Consider the following 13,141-nt stretch of genomic DNA (forward strand, 5'->3'; position numbering starts at 1 on the left):
AAGCGGGCTCACGCCAGGCGGTGCACCATGGTCTCCCGTGCGGCTCCCTGCTCGGACCCCACGAAGCCCTCCGACCGGTACAGCGCGCGGGCGAAATTGTCCTTCTCGACGCTCAGACTGAGTCGCGAGTGGCCGTGGGCGCGCGCGAGCGCCACCAGATCGCGCAGCAGGGCTCGCCCGACGCCGTGCGCCCGCCAGATCGGCTGGACGCCGATGATGAGCTCCGGCACCGCAGTGCCGACGAAGCCGAAGCCGGGGTCGTCCTGCGAGAGCATCCGGTACCACGCGGCGCCGATGGCCTGTCCCTCCTGATCGACGGCCACCACGCCCGCGTCCGCAGGACGCATCCAGCCGCTGATGTATCTGCGATGCTCGGGCGCGGTCAGGATCTCGTGGCGCGCCCGTGCTGCGCCCGAGCGCCAGTTCGCGGCCTCGACGACCATGTCGGCGAGGAAGCTCCCGTCCGCCTGCACGGCGGGTCGGATCGAGAAGGCATCCGGCATGGACAGAGACTACGACCAGCCGGTTACATCAGGATGACGGCGGACTGTGAATCCGTGCCGCCACCGGCGGCGACTACGCCTCGATGACGAGCGGCACGATCATCGGGCGACGACGCAGCTTCTGGTTCACCCAGCGCCCGATGGTGCGGCGGACGACCTGCGACAGCGAGTGCGTGTCGCGGACGCCGTTTCCGGACGCCTCCTTCAGCGCGGCGACGATCTTGGGGGCCACATCATCGAACACCGAGTCGTCCTCCGCGATCCCTCGGGCGTGGATCTCCGGGCCGGAGATGATCCGGCCGGTCGCGGCGTCCACGACGACGATGACCGAGACGAAACCCTCCTCCGCCAGAATGCGACGGTCCTTGAGGTCGGCATCCGTGATGGCGCCGACCGTGGAGCCGTCGACGTAGACGAAGCCCAGGTCGAGCTGACCGGCCACGCGCGCCTCGCCGTCCTTCAGGTCGATGACGGTGCCGTTGGAGGCGATGATCGTCCGCTCGGCGGCGATCCCGGTGTCCTGCGCGAGCTTGGCATTCGCGATCAGGTGACGGTACTCGCCGTGCACCGGCAGCACATTCTTGGGGCGGAGGATGTTGTAGCAGTAGATCAGCTCGCCCGCGGCGGCGTGCCCGGAGACGTGCACCTTCGCGTTCGCCTTGTGCACGACGTTCGCGCCGAGCTTGGTCAGACCGTCGATGACGCGGTAGACCGCGTTCTCGTTGCCGGGGATGAGGCTCGACGCGAGGATCACGGTGTCACCGGGGCCGGGCTCGATCGCGTGGTCGAGGTTCGCCATGCGGCTCAGCACCGCCATCGGCTCGCCCTGGGACCCGGTGGACATGTAGACGATCTTGTCGTCGGGAAGGTCGCGCGCCTTCTTGTAGTCGATCAGCAGTCCGCTCGGCACCTTGAGGTATCCGAGGTCCTCCGCGATGGTCATGTTGCGCAGCATGCTGCGGCCGAGGAGCGCGACCCGACGCCCGTGGGCGTGCGCGGCATCCAGAACCTGCTGCACGCGGTGCACGTGGCTGGAGAAGCTCGCGACGATCACCCGACGAGGGGCCTTGCCGATCACCTGGTCGAGCACGGGGCCGATCGACCGCTCGGTCGGGGTGAAACCGGGCACGTCGGCGTTGGTGGAGTCGACGAGGAACAGGTCGACGCCCTCCTCGCCCAGACGCGCGAAGGCGCGCAGGTCGGTGATGCGTCCGTCGAGCGGCAGCTGATCCATCTTGAAATCGCCGGTCGCCAGCACGAGGCCGGCCGGCGTGCGGATCGCCACGGCGAGAGCATCCGGGATCGAGTGGTTGACGGCGACGAACTCGAGGTCGAACGGTCCGACCTGCTCGCGCTGGCCCTCCTTCACGGTGAGCGTGAAGGCCTTGATGCGGTGCTCCTTGAGCTTCGCCTCGACCAGGGCGAGGGTGAGGCCGGAGCCGATCACGGGGATGTCGCTCTTCAGGCGGAGCAGGTACGGCACGGCGCCGATGTGGTCTTCGTGACCATGGGTCAGCACGACGCCGACGATGTCATCCAGTCGGCTCTTGATCGGCTCGAAGTCTGGGAGGATCAGGTCGACACCCGGCTGGTGCTCCTCGGGGAACAGCACACCGCAGTCGACGATGAGGATCTTGCCGTCGAACTCGAAGATCGTCATGTTGCGACCGATCTCACCGAGCCCGCCGAGGGGGGTGACCCGCAGCGTCCCCTCGTCGAGTGATGTGGGTTCTGCGAGCGGGATGGACATGCTGTCTCCTCAGTCGGACGCTGCGCGCGTCCGTTCGTTCGTGGTGACGCGCCTCGGCGCGTCGATGCTCAGCGGGTCGTGCCGTGCACCTTCGGCAGGGCGCCGCCCGCGGCCGCGTTGCGGTCGGGGCGGAAGTTGGAGAAGTCGGCACCGGGGACGTCCGCGACGAGGTCGAGCTCGTCCTCGATGAGGGCGGCCTCCCACTCTTCCGGGCCGACCAGGGGCAGACGCACGCGCGGGCTCGAGATGCGGCCGAGTCCGTGCAGGATGTACTTCGCGGCGACGGTCCCGGGCACATGCGTCATGACGGCACGGACCAGCGGTTCCAGGCGCTTGTGCTCGGCCGTGGCCGTGGCGAGGTCGCCGCGGTTCACGGCGTCGATGATCGTGCGGTAGGGCGTCGCGGTGATGTTCGCCGTCACGCCGATGAGCCCGGTGGCGCCGATCGCGAGGTGCGGGAGCACGTTCGCGTCATCGCCGGAGAAGTACATCAGGTCGGTCTGGTTGAGGACCCGGCTCACCTCGGAGAAGTCGCCCTTGGCGTCTTTCACCGCGAGGATGTTCGGGTGCTTCGCGAGGCGCAGGATCGTCTCGTACTTGATCGGCACACCGGTGCGGCCGGGGATGTCGTACAGGATCACGGGAAGGTCCGTGGCGTCGGCGACCAGGCGGAAGTGCGTGAGGATGCCGGCCTGCGTGGGCTTGTTGTAGTACGGCGTGACGATCATGATGCCGTCGGCGCCGGCCTTCTCGCTCGCCTTGTAGAGCTCGATCGCGTGGGCGGTCTCATTCGACCCGCCACCGGTGATGATCTTCGCGCGTCCGGCGGACACCGACTTGCCGATCTCGACGAGCTTGAGCTTCTCGGGGTCCGTCAGCGTGGAGGTCTCGCCGGTCGTTCCCGTCACGACGACGCCGTCAGCACCCGCGGTGATGACGTCGTCGATGTGCTTCTCGACGGCGGGCCAATCGACTTCGCCGTCGGCCGTCATCGGAGTGACGAGCGCGACGAGAACCTGTCCGAAGGGGTTGCCCGAATGCGTCATGCCCCCAGCGTATCTGGTCAGGTGCCGCTCACCCAGACGAGGCGTGCACGATGACGTCGCCCCTGGCCACATCCACCCGGTCGCGCAACACGAGTCCGGACATCTGCCCCGGAGTGGTCTCGTCCGTGTGCGCGCGGAAGACCTCGATCCCGACGATCCTGGTGGTGCCCTGGGTACTGCCTTCGCGCAGGATCGCGATGTCGTCCTCGACGCGGAACACCCCGGAGGCCGCCATACCCGTGACCACCTGACCTCGGCCCGTGATCGTGAAGACGTCCTCCACCGGGAACCGTGCCGAGGTGAGGGACACCGAGATCGGCGCACCGGCACCCGGAAGATCAGCGCCCGAAGCGGGCGCGGACGTCAGGTCTTCGAGTCGTCTCGCTTCGGCCTCGTTGTACCGCCGCAGCGTCTCGTTCGCGTCCGCGGGCTCGCGCTTCCTGCCGAACAGCCATCCCATGGGTCCGATCCTAGAGGCGACGACGTGTCGACCTCGGTGGCCCGGACCAGGATGCCTCCGGGTGCGATCAGACGCGTCCGCGCCGCGCGACTCCCGATGTGAGGGAACTCGGCAGCAGCCGCGCGAGGGCGACGATGGTCTTGTAGCGCAACGACGGGACCGACACCGCCTTGCCACGGGCCGCGTCACGCAGCCCCTCGCGCACGACATCGCGCGCGTCGAGCCACATGAACGAGGGCACGCCCTCGTGTCCGGGGGCGAGACCCATGCGCTCATGGAACGACGTGTGGGTGAATCCAGGGCACACAGCCGTCACGGTCACGCGATCGCGCGCGTACTCTGCGTTCGCCCAGCGGCTGAACCCGATCAGCCAGCTCTTGCACGCCGAATACGTCGACCTGGAGATGAACCCCGCGACCGAGGCGACGTTGATGATCCGTCCGCCTCGACCGCGCATCGAACCGAGCGCTGCATGCATGAGCCGCATGGACGCCTCGACGTGCACGCGCAGATGCCGCACCTCGTCGTCGATGTCGTTGTCCGCGAACTGCAGGGGCAGACCGAAACCCGCGTTGTTGATCAACAGATCGACCGGGTCGGCCGCATCGCGGAGCCGGGCGGCCACCCGATCGACGTCGGCCTCCTCCGCCAGATCGGCCGCGAGCACCTCGACCGCGACCCCGTATTCGCTGCGGAGTGCGGCAGCGGCCTCGTCGAGTGCATCCGTCGAACGGGCGACGAGGACGAGATCCGCCCGGCGTCGCGCGAGCTGCCTCGCGAACTCGAGACCGAGTCCCGCGCTGGCGCCGGTGATGAGTGCGGTGGGCATCAGCGCTCGTATCCCAGGAAGCGGTATCGGATGCCGGAACGAGACGTCATCCACTCCCCCTCATCGACCAGACGCCACCCGTTCTTCGACGGCGCGTAGGCGTCTCCCGCGACCTCGAGGTCGAGTTCCGTGACCTCGAGGCGATCGGCGTCGGCGATCACGAGGCGGAAGATCTCGGCCCCGCCGATGATCCAGACCCGTTCGTGTCCCCGTACCGCATCGGTGATCGTCGCGGCACGACGAGCTCCCTCGGCCGCCCAATCCTGCTGGCGTGTGATGACGATGTTGTCGCGACCGGGAAGCGGCCGGAAGCGCTCCGGCAGCGAATCCCAGGTCTTGCGCCCCATGATCACCGGAGCGCCGAGCGTCGTCTCCTTGAAGTGCGCGAGATCCTCCGGAACGTTCCAGGGCATCCCGCCCTCCGCGCCGATGACTCCGCCGTGCGCCTCCGCCCAGATCAGGCCGACCCAGGTCATACCGCGACCGCCGCCCTGATCGGCGCGTGGTGCTGGTAGTCCTCGACGATGAAGTCCTCGTAGCGGTAGTCCGAGATCGACTCGGGCGTGCGCCCCAGCCGCAGCGTCGGGTACGGGAAGGCGTCCCGCGTCAGCTGTTCGCGGACCTGCTCGAGGTGGTTGTCGTAGATATGGCAGTCGCCACCCGTCCAGACGAAGTCTCCGGGTTCGAGCCCGACCTGCTGCGCGACCATCAGCGTCAGCAGCGCATACGACGCGATGTTGAAGGGCACACCCAGGAAGAGGTCTGCGCTGCGCTGGTACAGCTGGCAGGACAGCTTGCCGTCGGCGACGTAGAACTGGAAGAGCGCGTGGCATGGTGCCAGTGCCATGTCGGGGATGTCGGCGGGGTTCCACGCCGACACGATCAGGCGGCGGGAGTCCGGCGTCGCGCGGATCTGCTCGATGACCTGCGCGAGCTGATCGATGCTCGTGCCGTCCGGCGCGGGCCAGGACCGCCACTGCACGCCATACACCGGACCGAGATCGCCGGAGTCATCGGCCCACTCGTCCCAGATGGTGACGCCGTTCTCCTGCAGCCAGCGCACATTCGAATCGCCGCGGAGGAACCAGAGCAGCTCGTACGCGATCGACTTGAAGTGCACGCGCTTGGTCGTGATCAGCGGGAAGCCCTCGGAGAGATCGAACCTGATCTGTCGACCGAACACGCTCGTGGTGCCGGTTCCGGTGCGATCCGACTTGTGCGTGCCGGACTCCAGCACGTCGCGGAGCAGATCTTCATACGGCGTCGGGACGGCTGCGCTCATGTCAGCCAGACTACCCGCCCCCGGGCCCGCGGAGCCGGATCGTCACGATGCGACACATCCGCCTCCGCCACGATCCATCGCCTCTATCCTCGAGGCATGTCCCCCGCGCTCGCCCTGACTGCAGCCCTCGCACTGCTCGTGCTGGCGGCAGCGGCAGGCCTGACCCTGCGCCTCCTCGACGGACGTCGGCGCGACGGGGGCCGCCTGCGCTTCGACCCGGCGGACGCGGATGCCGCGGAACTGGGCGCCCGCGCCACGCTCGTGCAGTTCAGCACCGAGGTCTGCACGCGATGCCCGCAGGTGCGCCGGATGCTCAGCGGCTACGCCGCCGCGCACGAGGGCCTGCGTCATGTGGAGGTCGACCTCACCCGTCGACCCGACCTGTCGGCGCGGTACCGGATCCTGCAGACGCCCACCACATTTCTCGTCGACGGCACCGGCACGGTGCGCGCACGATTCAACGGCGTTCCACAGCGCGACGCCCTCATCGACGCACTCGCCGCCGTCTGAGGCGGAGGATCGGAGCACCCATGACGACTCCCGCAGGCATCGACCCTCGAGGACCGCGGTTCGCGGCCACGATCACGACCGTGCTGCTCCTCGCGGCCACCTTCCTCGGACTGATCGGCATCTCGACGGCGCGTTCCTTCGGCTGGTTCGCCTACCAGCCTCTCGCCTCTGCGCGACTCGATTGGCACACCTGGGCCGTGTCCGCCGCCTCGCTGCCCGAACGCGCGCTCGACCCGGGCTTCCTCCTCAGCCTCCTCGTGGCGCTGCTCTTCCTCTGGAGCGTCGTCTCCCCCGCCACCGCACCGTGGGGCGTCGTCTTCCGCCGGTTCGTGCGCCCCCGCCTCGCTCCTCCGACGGAGTTCGAGGATCCGCGTCCCCCGCGCTTCGCGCAGGGCGTCGGGCTCTTCGTCGTCACGGTCGGCCTCATGCTGCACCTCGCCGGCGTGCCGTGGGCGCTCCCCCTCGCGACGGCGGCGGCCTTCATCGCCGCGTTCCTCAACGCGGCGTTCTCGTTCTGCCTCGGCTGCCAGCTCTACCTGCTGCTGCAGCGCGCCGGCGTGCTCGGCCGCCCGGCATCCCCGGCGTGAGCGCTGTTCCGCCGCCGAGCGCCGCTCGGTAGGCTGGCCGGACACGCGCCTCGCACATCCCGCAGCGCGAGAACCGGAGGAATCATGCCCGTCACCAGCGAAGCGACCACCACCTGGACCGGCTCCCTGGCCGAGGGCTCGGGCACCGTGGCATTCTCCTCATCCAAACTCGGCACCTTCCCGATCAACTGGAAGGCCCGCAGCGAGGGCAGCGACACGACGACCACGCCGGAGGAGCTGATCGCAGCCGCGCACGCCTCGTGCTTCAGCATGGCGCTCTCGCACGCGCTGTCGGAGAACGGAACCCCGCCCGAGCGCGTGGACACCAGCGCCTCGGTCACATTCAAGCCGGGCGTCGGCATCACCGGCAGCCACCTCAACGTCAACGCCGTCGTGCCGGGACTCACGCCAGAGGCCTTCCAGACCATCGCCGCAGAGGCGAAGGTCGGCTGCCCCGTATCCCAGGCTCTCGCAGGGATCGAGATCACCCTCGAGGCGACGCTGGCCTGATCGCAGTCGCGGCCGCGGTCGGCACCGCGGCCGCACAGTCAGCGCGCGAGAGACCGTCCGCTCACCGCGCGACGCTCAGCTGCGTGCGAGACGGATCGCCTGGCGAATGCTCGCTCGCGCGTCCTTGCGACGGCCCGAGGCGTCCTGGACCACGCCCAGACGGTAGCGCGCCCGCCAGTCCTCGGGCGCCGCATCGGCTTCTGCGCTGTAGCGGGCGATCAGCGCATCCGCATCGGCGCGCGCGATCCGTCCGCTCGGCGTGAGCTCGGTCTCGACCGGGGGCATCCCGCCCTCGGCGTCCAGGGTGCGGCCGAGGCGATCGGCGGAGAAGCCGAACTGCATCTCCCGCACCAGCGCCCAGGCGCCGATCGGAGCGAGCACGATGAGTGCGATGCCCATTCCGATCGACACCGGTGTGCCGACGGCGAAGAACATCACCGCGAGCCAGACGGCGACCGCGAGGTAGACGAGCAGCGCGGCGGCCATGAGGCCGACGCCGATGCGCGACATCACGAGCGGATGCCGATGTCGATCATGCTCTCGAGGCCGACGAAGACGCCGACGGCGTCGGCCGCGAACGGGACGGCGAGGCGGATGCCGGGCGCATAGGCCAGCGCCGGCTCGACGGTGTCGTGCGTGAATGTGAGCGACTCACCGGGGCCGGAGAGGATGACCTCCTGCTTGGCCACGACACCAGGGCGCCGCAGCGAGTGGATCGGCACGCTGCCGACCTGCTGACCGCGGGCACGCTGATCGGCGTGCGGCGCGCTGACCGGGCCCTGTTCGGAGCGGGCGGCGGCGATGAGCTCTGCGGTGCGCACGGCGGTGCCGCTCGGAGAGTCGACCTTCGCCGCGTGGTGGGCCTCGACGATCTCGGCCGACCCGAAGAACGGCGCGGCCGCTGCAGCCAGAGCCGACCCCAGCACGGAGCCGAGCGAGAAGTTCGGGATGAAGACGACGCCGGATCCGGCATCCACCACCAGCGGGCGCACGAGTGCGATCCGTTCGTTCGACCAGCCGGACGTCGCGACCAGCACGTTGATGCGCCGTTCGACGGCGGCGCGCACGACGTCGACGCTGACCTGAGGAGTGGTCGCGTCGATGACCAGGTCGGCCCCCGCGATCTCCGCCAGATCGCTCTGAGAGGTGAGCACGCGGCTCACCTCGAAGCCCTCGAGATCGTCGATCACCGCGTGGATGATCGACCCGAGCTTCCCGGTTCCGCCGACGAGTGCTACCTGCGTGGTCATGCGTTCAGTCTATTTCTCGCAAGCACGCCGACCGCCGCGGCGGGCCGCAGCACACCGAATCAGACCGGCATCGCGTCGGGGATGCCCGTACGGAGCTCCACCGGGAGGTGCCCCGTGTCATTGTGGGTCAGCAGTGTCCAGGGGCGGCCCTGCTTCTGAGCGATCACCGTGAGGCCGCAGTGCGCCTGGTTGAGGGTCATCCAGCGCCATTCCGGGGCCCCGAGGACCTCGCGCACGAACCACGAGATCACGAAGTTGTGTGTGATGAGGACCTCGTGCACGTCTCCTGGCTTGCGCACCAGGAACTCGTTGACCGCATCGAACATCTGCGCGCGCCCGGCATCGAGCTCCGCTTCGGTGATCGAGCCGAAGAAAGGCTCGTACGACGCCGGGGTCTCCTCGGTCATCCCCGTCGGCACACAGTCGAACAGGAGCGCCGTCGGCTCGGGGTCGACAGACGGCAGGCGCGCCGCGATCGCTCGCGCTGTTTCGTTCGCGCGTAGCAGCGGCGAATGCCAGACGGCGTCGAGCGGCAGACCGGAGAGCCGGTCGGCGATGAGCTCCGCCTGCCGCTGACCGCGCGGCGAAAGTGGTCCGTCGGCGAGACCGTGTTCGGCGTCCTGATGTTCACCGTGTCTGACCAGATATATGTAATGCGTCACAAACTCGCTCGCTTCATCGACAGCGTCCGCCGGGATTCACTCCACCCTATGCCAGGGATGTGACAGGGGTGTGACGACGCTCAGTTGCCGGCGCGGGTGAGTTCGGCGACCTGGGCACGTGAGAGCGTGACCCCTGCGCCCTGCATCAGCTCATCGACGTGGTCCGTTGCGAACGTGTTGACGATCGGGGCGGCGATGGTGCGCTGCGCGAGCAGCCAGGCAATCGACACCGCCGCGACCGGCACGTCCAGCTCCGTGGCGACCTGGTCGAGCGCGCGAAGGATCTTCGTGCCCCGCCGGTTGAGGTGGCCGCGCAGCTGCTCGCCCCGGACTCCGCGGGAGGCGAGCGCTTTGCTGCGATGCCGCCCCGAGAGGAACCCGTGCTCGAGGGCATGCGATGGCGTCACGGCGAGGTTCTGAGCCCCGGCCACGAGTCGCAGGTCTCCCTCGAAAGGCTGCCGGCGGATGAGGTTGTACGGCGAGTCGATGACCTCGATGCGGGGGTAGCCCGCTGACGCGAGGATGCGCGCTTCGACGAGTCGCTCCGGCGCGAACCCGAATGCGCCGAGTGCACCGATCTTGCCGGCATCGACCAGCCACTCGACCGTCGCGAGCGTGTCTTCGAGGTTGGTGGTGCGATCGAGCGTCGCATCGAGGTAGAGCACGTCGATCCGCTCGACCCCCAGCCTGGTCAGCGATCCCTCGACCGCGCGGACGAGGTTGACCGACCCGAGACCGGGATTGTCGGCGTGCGCACCGATACGCACGCTGAGCAGGGAGCGATCACGCTGTCCGCGCGAGCGCAGCCACTGCCCGATGATGTGCTCGCTGCGGCCGCCGGAGAAGCCGTCGGCGGTGTGGATCGCGTTGCCGCCGAACTCGACATAGCGATCGAGGATGCCGTGACTCGTCTCGAGATCGACATTCCAGCCGAACTCCGCGGCGCCGAGCATCAACGGGAAGGTGTCGATGCCCGTCTCGCCGAGCGGCACCCGGATGCTCTCACCGACGCCGGGTCCGACGATCGGGATCGGGGCGGAAGGGTGCTCTGCCGAGTCGGACTGAGCGCGCTCAGCCGACGCTCCTGCGCCTACGCTGAACAACCGCATATCCCTCACCCCCGCGTCGATCGGTGCGAACCGACCTGCGTCACTGCCATGGATGCACCCCCCGGTGCGTACTTCGAGAGTAGGCGACAACGGCGAACTCGCCGACCAATCCGGGGAACGGCGCAAGAACTTCCCATAACGGTTTGATCACAGCGGATACGACGAAGCCCGGACCGTCCGCGAGGACGATCCGGGCTTCGGTTCGAAGCGGCTCGATTACTCGGCTGCGGCCTCTTCTGCAGGAGCGGCGTCCGCTGCGGGAGCGTCGTCGAGCACGGGCTCGAGCGACAGCTTGCCGCGGTCGTCGATCTTCGTGATCTTCACGAGGATCTTCTGACCGACCGACAGGACGTCGTCGACGTTCTCCACCCGCTTGCCACCGGCGAGCTTGCGCACCTCAGTGACGTGGAGCAGTCCGTCCTTGCCCGGGAGGAGCGAGACGAACGCACCGAATGTCGCGATCTTGACGACGGTTCCGAGGAACTGCTCGCCGACCTCGGGGTTCGTCGGGTTCGCGATCGCGTTGACCTGGGCGCGGGCGGCCTCGGCCGACGGGCCGTCGGTCGCGCCGATGTAGACGGTGCCGTCCTCCTCGATGGAGATCTGTGCACCGGTCTCGTCCTGGATCGCGTTGATCGTCTTGCCCTTCGGGCCGATCAGCTCGCCGATCTTGTCGACCGGGATCTGCACGCTGATGACGCGAGGCGCGGTCGGCGCCATCTCGTCGGGAGCGTCGATCGCCGAGTTCAGCACGTTGAGGATCGTCAGACGCGCGTCGCGGGCCTGGGTCAGCGCGCCGGCGAGGACCGACGACGGGATGCCGTCGAGCTTCGTGTCGAGCTGGATCGCCGTGACGAACTCGCTCGTTCCGGCGACCTTGAAGTCCATGTCGCCGAGTGCATCCTCAGCGCCCAGGATGTCGGTGAGAGCGGCGTAGCGCGTCTCTCCATCGACCTCGTCGGACACGAGCCCCATGGCGATGCCGGCGACGGCTGCGCGCAGCGGCACACCCGCGTTCAGCAGCGACAGGGTCGATGCGCAGACGGAGCCCATCGACGTCGAGCCGTTCGAGCTCAGCGCCTCGGACACCTGGCGGATCGCGTAGGGGAACTCCTCGCGGCTCGGCAGCACCGGCACGAGCGCGCGCTCGGCCAGGAAGCCGTGCCCGATCTCGCGACGCTTCGGCGACCCGACACGGCCGGTCTCACCGGTCGAGTAGGGCGGGAAGTTGTAGTGGTGCATGTAGCGCTTGCTCGTCGTGGGCGACAGCGAGTCGATCTGCTGCTCCATCTTGAGCATGTTCAGCGTGGTGACACCCATGATCTGGGTCTCGCCGCGCTGGAAGATCGCCGAGCCGTGCACGCGCGGGATGACCTGCACCTCTGCGTCCAGCGGACGGATGTCCGCCAGGCCACGACCGTCCATGCGCACGCTCTCCGTGAGGATGCGACCACGGACGATCTTCTTCGTGACCGACTTGTAGGCCGCGGAGAACTCGAGCGGAGCGCCCGCGGGCAGGTTGCCTGCCTCGACCGCTTCGATGAGCTGCGCCTTGACGCGGTCCTTGACGGCGTCGTCTGCGGCCTGACGCTCCTGCTTGTCGGCGATCTGGTAGACGTTCACCAGGTCGTCGTAGGAGCGCTCTGCCACGAAGTCGTAGACCTCGCTGGAGTACGGCGGGAAGACCGGGTACACACCCGGCTCCTTCGACGCGGTGGCGGCGAGCTCTGCCTGAGCCTTGACGAGCTGGGCGATGAAGGGCTTCGAGGCCTCGAGACCCTGGGCGACGATCGCCTCGTCGGGCTTCGTGGCGCCGGCCTTGATCAGGTTCCAGCTGCCCTCGGTGGCCTCGGCCTCGACCATCATGATCGCGACGTCTTCAGAGCCGTCGGCCTTGGTGACGACGCGACCGGCGACGATGAGGTCGAACACGGCCTCGCTGACCTGCTCGGCCGTCGGGAACGCGACCCACTGGTCCGCGTGGTCCCCGTGACCCGGGATGAACGCGAGGCGCACACCGGCGACGGGGCCGGAGAACGGCAGGCCCGAGATCTGGGTCGACGCGGAGGCCGCGTTGATCGCGAGTGCGTCGTAGAACTCACCCGGGGCGATCGAGAGGACCGTGATGACGATCTGGACCTCGTTGCGCAGACCGTCGACGAACGACGGGCGCAGCGGACGGTCGATGAGACGGCAGACCAGGATCGCCTCGGTCGAGGGGCGACCCTCGCGACGGAAGAACGAACCGGGGATCTTGCCTGCGGCGTAGGAGCGCTCCTCGACGTCGACCGTCAGCGGGAAGAAGTCGAAGCCCTCGCGCGGGTGCTTGCCTGCGCTGGTGGCCGAGAGGAGCATGGTCTCGCCGTCGAGGTACGCGGCGACTGCGCCCTGAGCCTGCTGCGCGAGGCGGCCGGTCTCGAAGCGGATGGTGCGGGTGCCGAAGCGGCCGTTGTCGAGAACGGCCTCGGTGGCGGTGATTTCAGGACCTTCCAAGAGGTCTCTCCTTCTTTGTTTAGACTCGCGAATCCGTGTGACGCGCGAGCGTGTTCATGAAGGAGCGGATGCGGCCGGATACGGGCGCGCGGGCAATCCCGCGAATCTCACCTGCGCTGGCCACCAGTAGAAAGCCACCCGACATCGCGC

15 protein-coding genes are annotated in these 13,141 nt (G+C 68.5%); 3 read left to right on the forward strand and 12 right to left on the reverse strand.

The annotated features are described in order from the left end of the window. Nucleotides 1-8: 8 nt before the first annotated feature. The 7 genes from BLW44_RS11405 to BLW44_RS11435 all read right to left on the reverse strand — a co-directional run bounded on the left by BLW44_RS11405 (nucleotide 9) and on the right by BLW44_RS11435 (nucleotide 5,870). Nucleotides 9-503 (reverse strand): GNAT family N-acetyltransferase, encoded by a 495-nt coding sequence (locus BLW44_RS11405; RefSeq protein ID WP_060925759.1) that lies wholly within the window; start codon nucleotides 501-503, stop codon nucleotides 9-11. A 73-nt stretch (nucleotides 504-576) separates the two neighbouring features. Next, the gene (locus tag BLW44_RS11410) at nucleotides 577-2,253 is read right to left on the reverse strand and encodes a ribonuclease J (RefSeq protein WP_060925758.1); all 1,677 of its coding nucleotides are present in this window, start codon (nucleotides 2,251-2,253) and stop codon (nucleotides 577-579) included. A gap of 68 nt (nucleotides 2,254-2,321) precedes the next feature. After that, the gene (gene dapA, locus BLW44_RS11415; RefSeq protein ID WP_060925757.1) at nucleotides 2,322-3,299 is read right to left on the reverse strand and encodes a 4-hydroxy-tetrahydrodipicolinate synthase; all 978 of its coding nucleotides are present in this window, start codon (nucleotides 3,297-3,299) and stop codon (nucleotides 2,322-2,324) included. A gap of 28 nt (nucleotides 3,300-3,327) precedes the next feature. Next, nucleotides 3,328-3,759: an EF-Tu/IF-2/RF-3 family GTPase gene (locus BLW44_RS11420; protein WP_060925756.1), complete on the reverse strand. Its 432-nt coding sequence runs from the start codon at nucleotides 3,757-3,759 to the stop codon at nucleotides 3,328-3,330. Nucleotides 3,760-3,826: 67 nt separating this feature from the next. After that, nucleotides 3,827-4,588, reverse strand: a complete 762-nt coding sequence (locus tag BLW44_RS11425; protein ID WP_060925755.1) for an SDR family NAD(P)-dependent oxidoreductase — start codon at nucleotides 4,586-4,588, stop codon at nucleotides 3,827-3,829. Further along, complete coding sequence (locus BLW44_RS11430; RefSeq protein ID WP_060925754.1) at nucleotides 4,588-5,064, reverse strand: dihydrofolate reductase; 477 nt, start codon at nucleotides 5,062-5,064, stop codon at nucleotides 4,588-4,590. The genes BLW44_RS11425 and BLW44_RS11430 overlap by 1 nt, the downstream gene beginning before the upstream one ends. Further along, on the reverse strand, nucleotides 5,061-5,870 hold the full coding sequence (locus tag BLW44_RS11435; RefSeq protein WP_060925753.1) for a thymidylate synthase: 810 nt from the start codon (nucleotides 5,868-5,870) through the stop codon (nucleotides 5,061-5,063). Before BLW44_RS11435 ends, BLW44_RS11430 begins: the two co-directional genes overlap by 4 nt. A gap of 96 nt (nucleotides 5,871-5,966) precedes the next feature. Here BLW44_RS11435 and BLW44_RS11440 point away from each other — a divergent pair, with 96 nt between their 5' ends. From BLW44_RS11440 to BLW44_RS11450, 3 genes are all read left to right on the forward strand, one after another. Then, nucleotides 5,967-6,380 (forward strand): TlpA family protein disulfide reductase, encoded by a 414-nt coding sequence (locus BLW44_RS11440; protein WP_060925752.1) that lies wholly within the window; start codon nucleotides 5,967-5,969, stop codon nucleotides 6,378-6,380. Nucleotides 6,381-6,400: 20 nt separating this feature from the next. Continuing rightward, nucleotides 6,401-6,967, forward strand: coding sequence for a DUF4395 domain-containing protein (locus tag BLW44_RS11445; protein ID WP_060925751.1), 567 nt, complete (start codon nucleotides 6,401-6,403; stop codon nucleotides 6,965-6,967). An 84-nt stretch (nucleotides 6,968-7,051) separates the two neighbouring features. Continuing rightward, nucleotides 7,052-7,477: an OsmC family peroxiredoxin gene (locus tag BLW44_RS11450; RefSeq protein ID WP_060925750.1), complete on the forward strand. Its 426-nt coding sequence runs from the start codon at nucleotides 7,052-7,054 to the stop codon at nucleotides 7,475-7,477. A gap of 75 nt (nucleotides 7,478-7,552) precedes the next feature. Here BLW44_RS11450 and BLW44_RS11455 read toward each other — a convergent pair whose 3' ends face one another. The 5 genes from BLW44_RS11455 to BLW44_RS11475 all read right to left on the reverse strand — a co-directional run bounded on the left by BLW44_RS11455 (nucleotide 7,553) and on the right by BLW44_RS11475 (nucleotide 12,991). Continuing rightward, the gene (locus BLW44_RS11455; protein ID WP_060925749.1) at nucleotides 7,553-7,987 is read right to left on the reverse strand and encodes a tetratricopeptide repeat protein; all 435 of its coding nucleotides are present in this window, start codon (nucleotides 7,985-7,987) and stop codon (nucleotides 7,553-7,555) included. Beyond that, nucleotides 7,987-8,727, reverse strand: coding sequence for a 4-hydroxy-tetrahydrodipicolinate reductase (gene dapB / locus BLW44_RS11460; protein ID WP_060925748.1), 741 nt, complete (start codon nucleotides 8,725-8,727; stop codon nucleotides 7,987-7,989). The genes BLW44_RS11455 and dapB overlap by 1 nt, the downstream gene beginning before the upstream one ends. 59 nt (nucleotides 8,728-8,786) lie before the next feature. Next, on the reverse strand, nucleotides 8,787-9,389 hold the full coding sequence (locus BLW44_RS11465) for a histidine phosphatase family protein (RefSeq protein ID WP_060925747.1): 603 nt from the start codon (nucleotides 9,387-9,389) through the stop codon (nucleotides 8,787-8,789). 80 nt (nucleotides 9,390-9,469) lie between these two features. Next, nucleotides 9,470-10,498 (reverse strand): aldo/keto reductase, encoded by a 1,029-nt coding sequence (locus tag BLW44_RS11470; protein WP_060925746.1) that lies wholly within the window; start codon nucleotides 10,496-10,498, stop codon nucleotides 9,470-9,472. A gap of 216 nt (nucleotides 10,499-10,714) precedes the next feature. After that, the gene (locus tag BLW44_RS11475) at nucleotides 10,715-12,991 is read right to left on the reverse strand and encodes a polyribonucleotide nucleotidyltransferase (RefSeq protein ID WP_060925745.1); all 2,277 of its coding nucleotides are present in this window, start codon (nucleotides 12,989-12,991) and stop codon (nucleotides 10,715-10,717) included. Between the last annotated feature and the right edge of the window lie 150 nt (nucleotides 12,992-13,141).

Origin of the sequence: Microbacterium hydrocarbonoxydans (assembly GCF_900105205.1) — a bacterium.
In the GTDB taxonomy this organism is placed as follows: Bacteria; Actinomycetota; Actinomycetes; order Actinomycetales; family Microbacteriaceae; genus Microbacterium; species Microbacterium hydrocarbonoxydans.

What these genes read in the sequence shown, in the direction of transcription:
- dapA (WP_060925757.1), bottom strand. Translation starts at nt 3,299, where the DNA reads ATGACGCATTCGGGCAACCCCTTCGGACAGGTTCTCGTCGCGCTCGTC.
- dapB (WP_060925748.1), bottom strand. Translation starts at nt 8,727, where the DNA reads ATGACCACGCAGGTAGCACTCGTCGGCGGAACCGGGAAGCTCGGGTCG.
- BLW44_RS11440 (WP_060925752.1), top strand. Translation starts at nt 5,967, where the DNA reads ATGTCCCCCGCGCTCGCCCTGACTGCAGCCCTCGCACTGCTCGTGCTG.
- BLW44_RS11445 (WP_060925751.1), top strand. Translation starts at nt 6,401, where the DNA reads ATGACGACTCCCGCAGGCATCGACCCTCGAGGACCGCGGTTCGCGGCC.
- BLW44_RS11450 (WP_060925750.1), top strand. Translation starts at nt 7,052, where the DNA reads ATGCCCGTCACCAGCGAAGCGACCACCACCTGGACCGGCTCCCTGGCC.
- BLW44_RS11470 (WP_060925746.1), bottom strand. Translation starts at nt 10,498, where the DNA reads ATGCGGTTGTTCAGCGTAGGCGCAGGAGCGTCGGCTGAGCGCGCTCAG.
- BLW44_RS11430 (WP_060925754.1), bottom strand. Translation starts at nt 5,064, where the DNA reads ATGACCTGGGTCGGCCTGATCTGGGCGGAGGCGCACGGCGGAGTCATC.
- BLW44_RS11420 (WP_060925756.1), bottom strand. Translation starts at nt 3,759, where the DNA reads ATGGGATGGCTGTTCGGCAGGAAGCGCGAGCCCGCGGACGCGAACGAG.
- BLW44_RS11410 (WP_060925758.1), bottom strand. Translation starts at nt 2,253, where the DNA reads ATGTCCATCCCGCTCGCAGAACCCACATCACTCGACGAGGGGACGCTG.
- BLW44_RS11455 (WP_060925749.1), bottom strand. Translation starts at nt 7,987, where the DNA reads ATGTCGCGCATCGGCGTCGGCCTCATGGCCGCCGCGCTGCTCGTCTAC.
- BLW44_RS11435 (WP_060925753.1), bottom strand. Translation starts at nt 5,870, where the DNA reads ATGAGCGCAGCCGTCCCGACGCCGTATGAAGATCTGCTCCGCGACGTG.
- BLW44_RS11425 (WP_060925755.1), bottom strand. Translation starts at nt 4,588, where the DNA reads ATGCCCACCGCACTCATCACCGGCGCCAGCGCGGGACTCGGTCTCGAG.
- BLW44_RS11405 (WP_060925759.1), bottom strand. Translation starts at nt 503, where the DNA reads ATGCCGGATGCCTTCTCGATCCGACCCGCCGTGCAGGCGGACGGGAGC.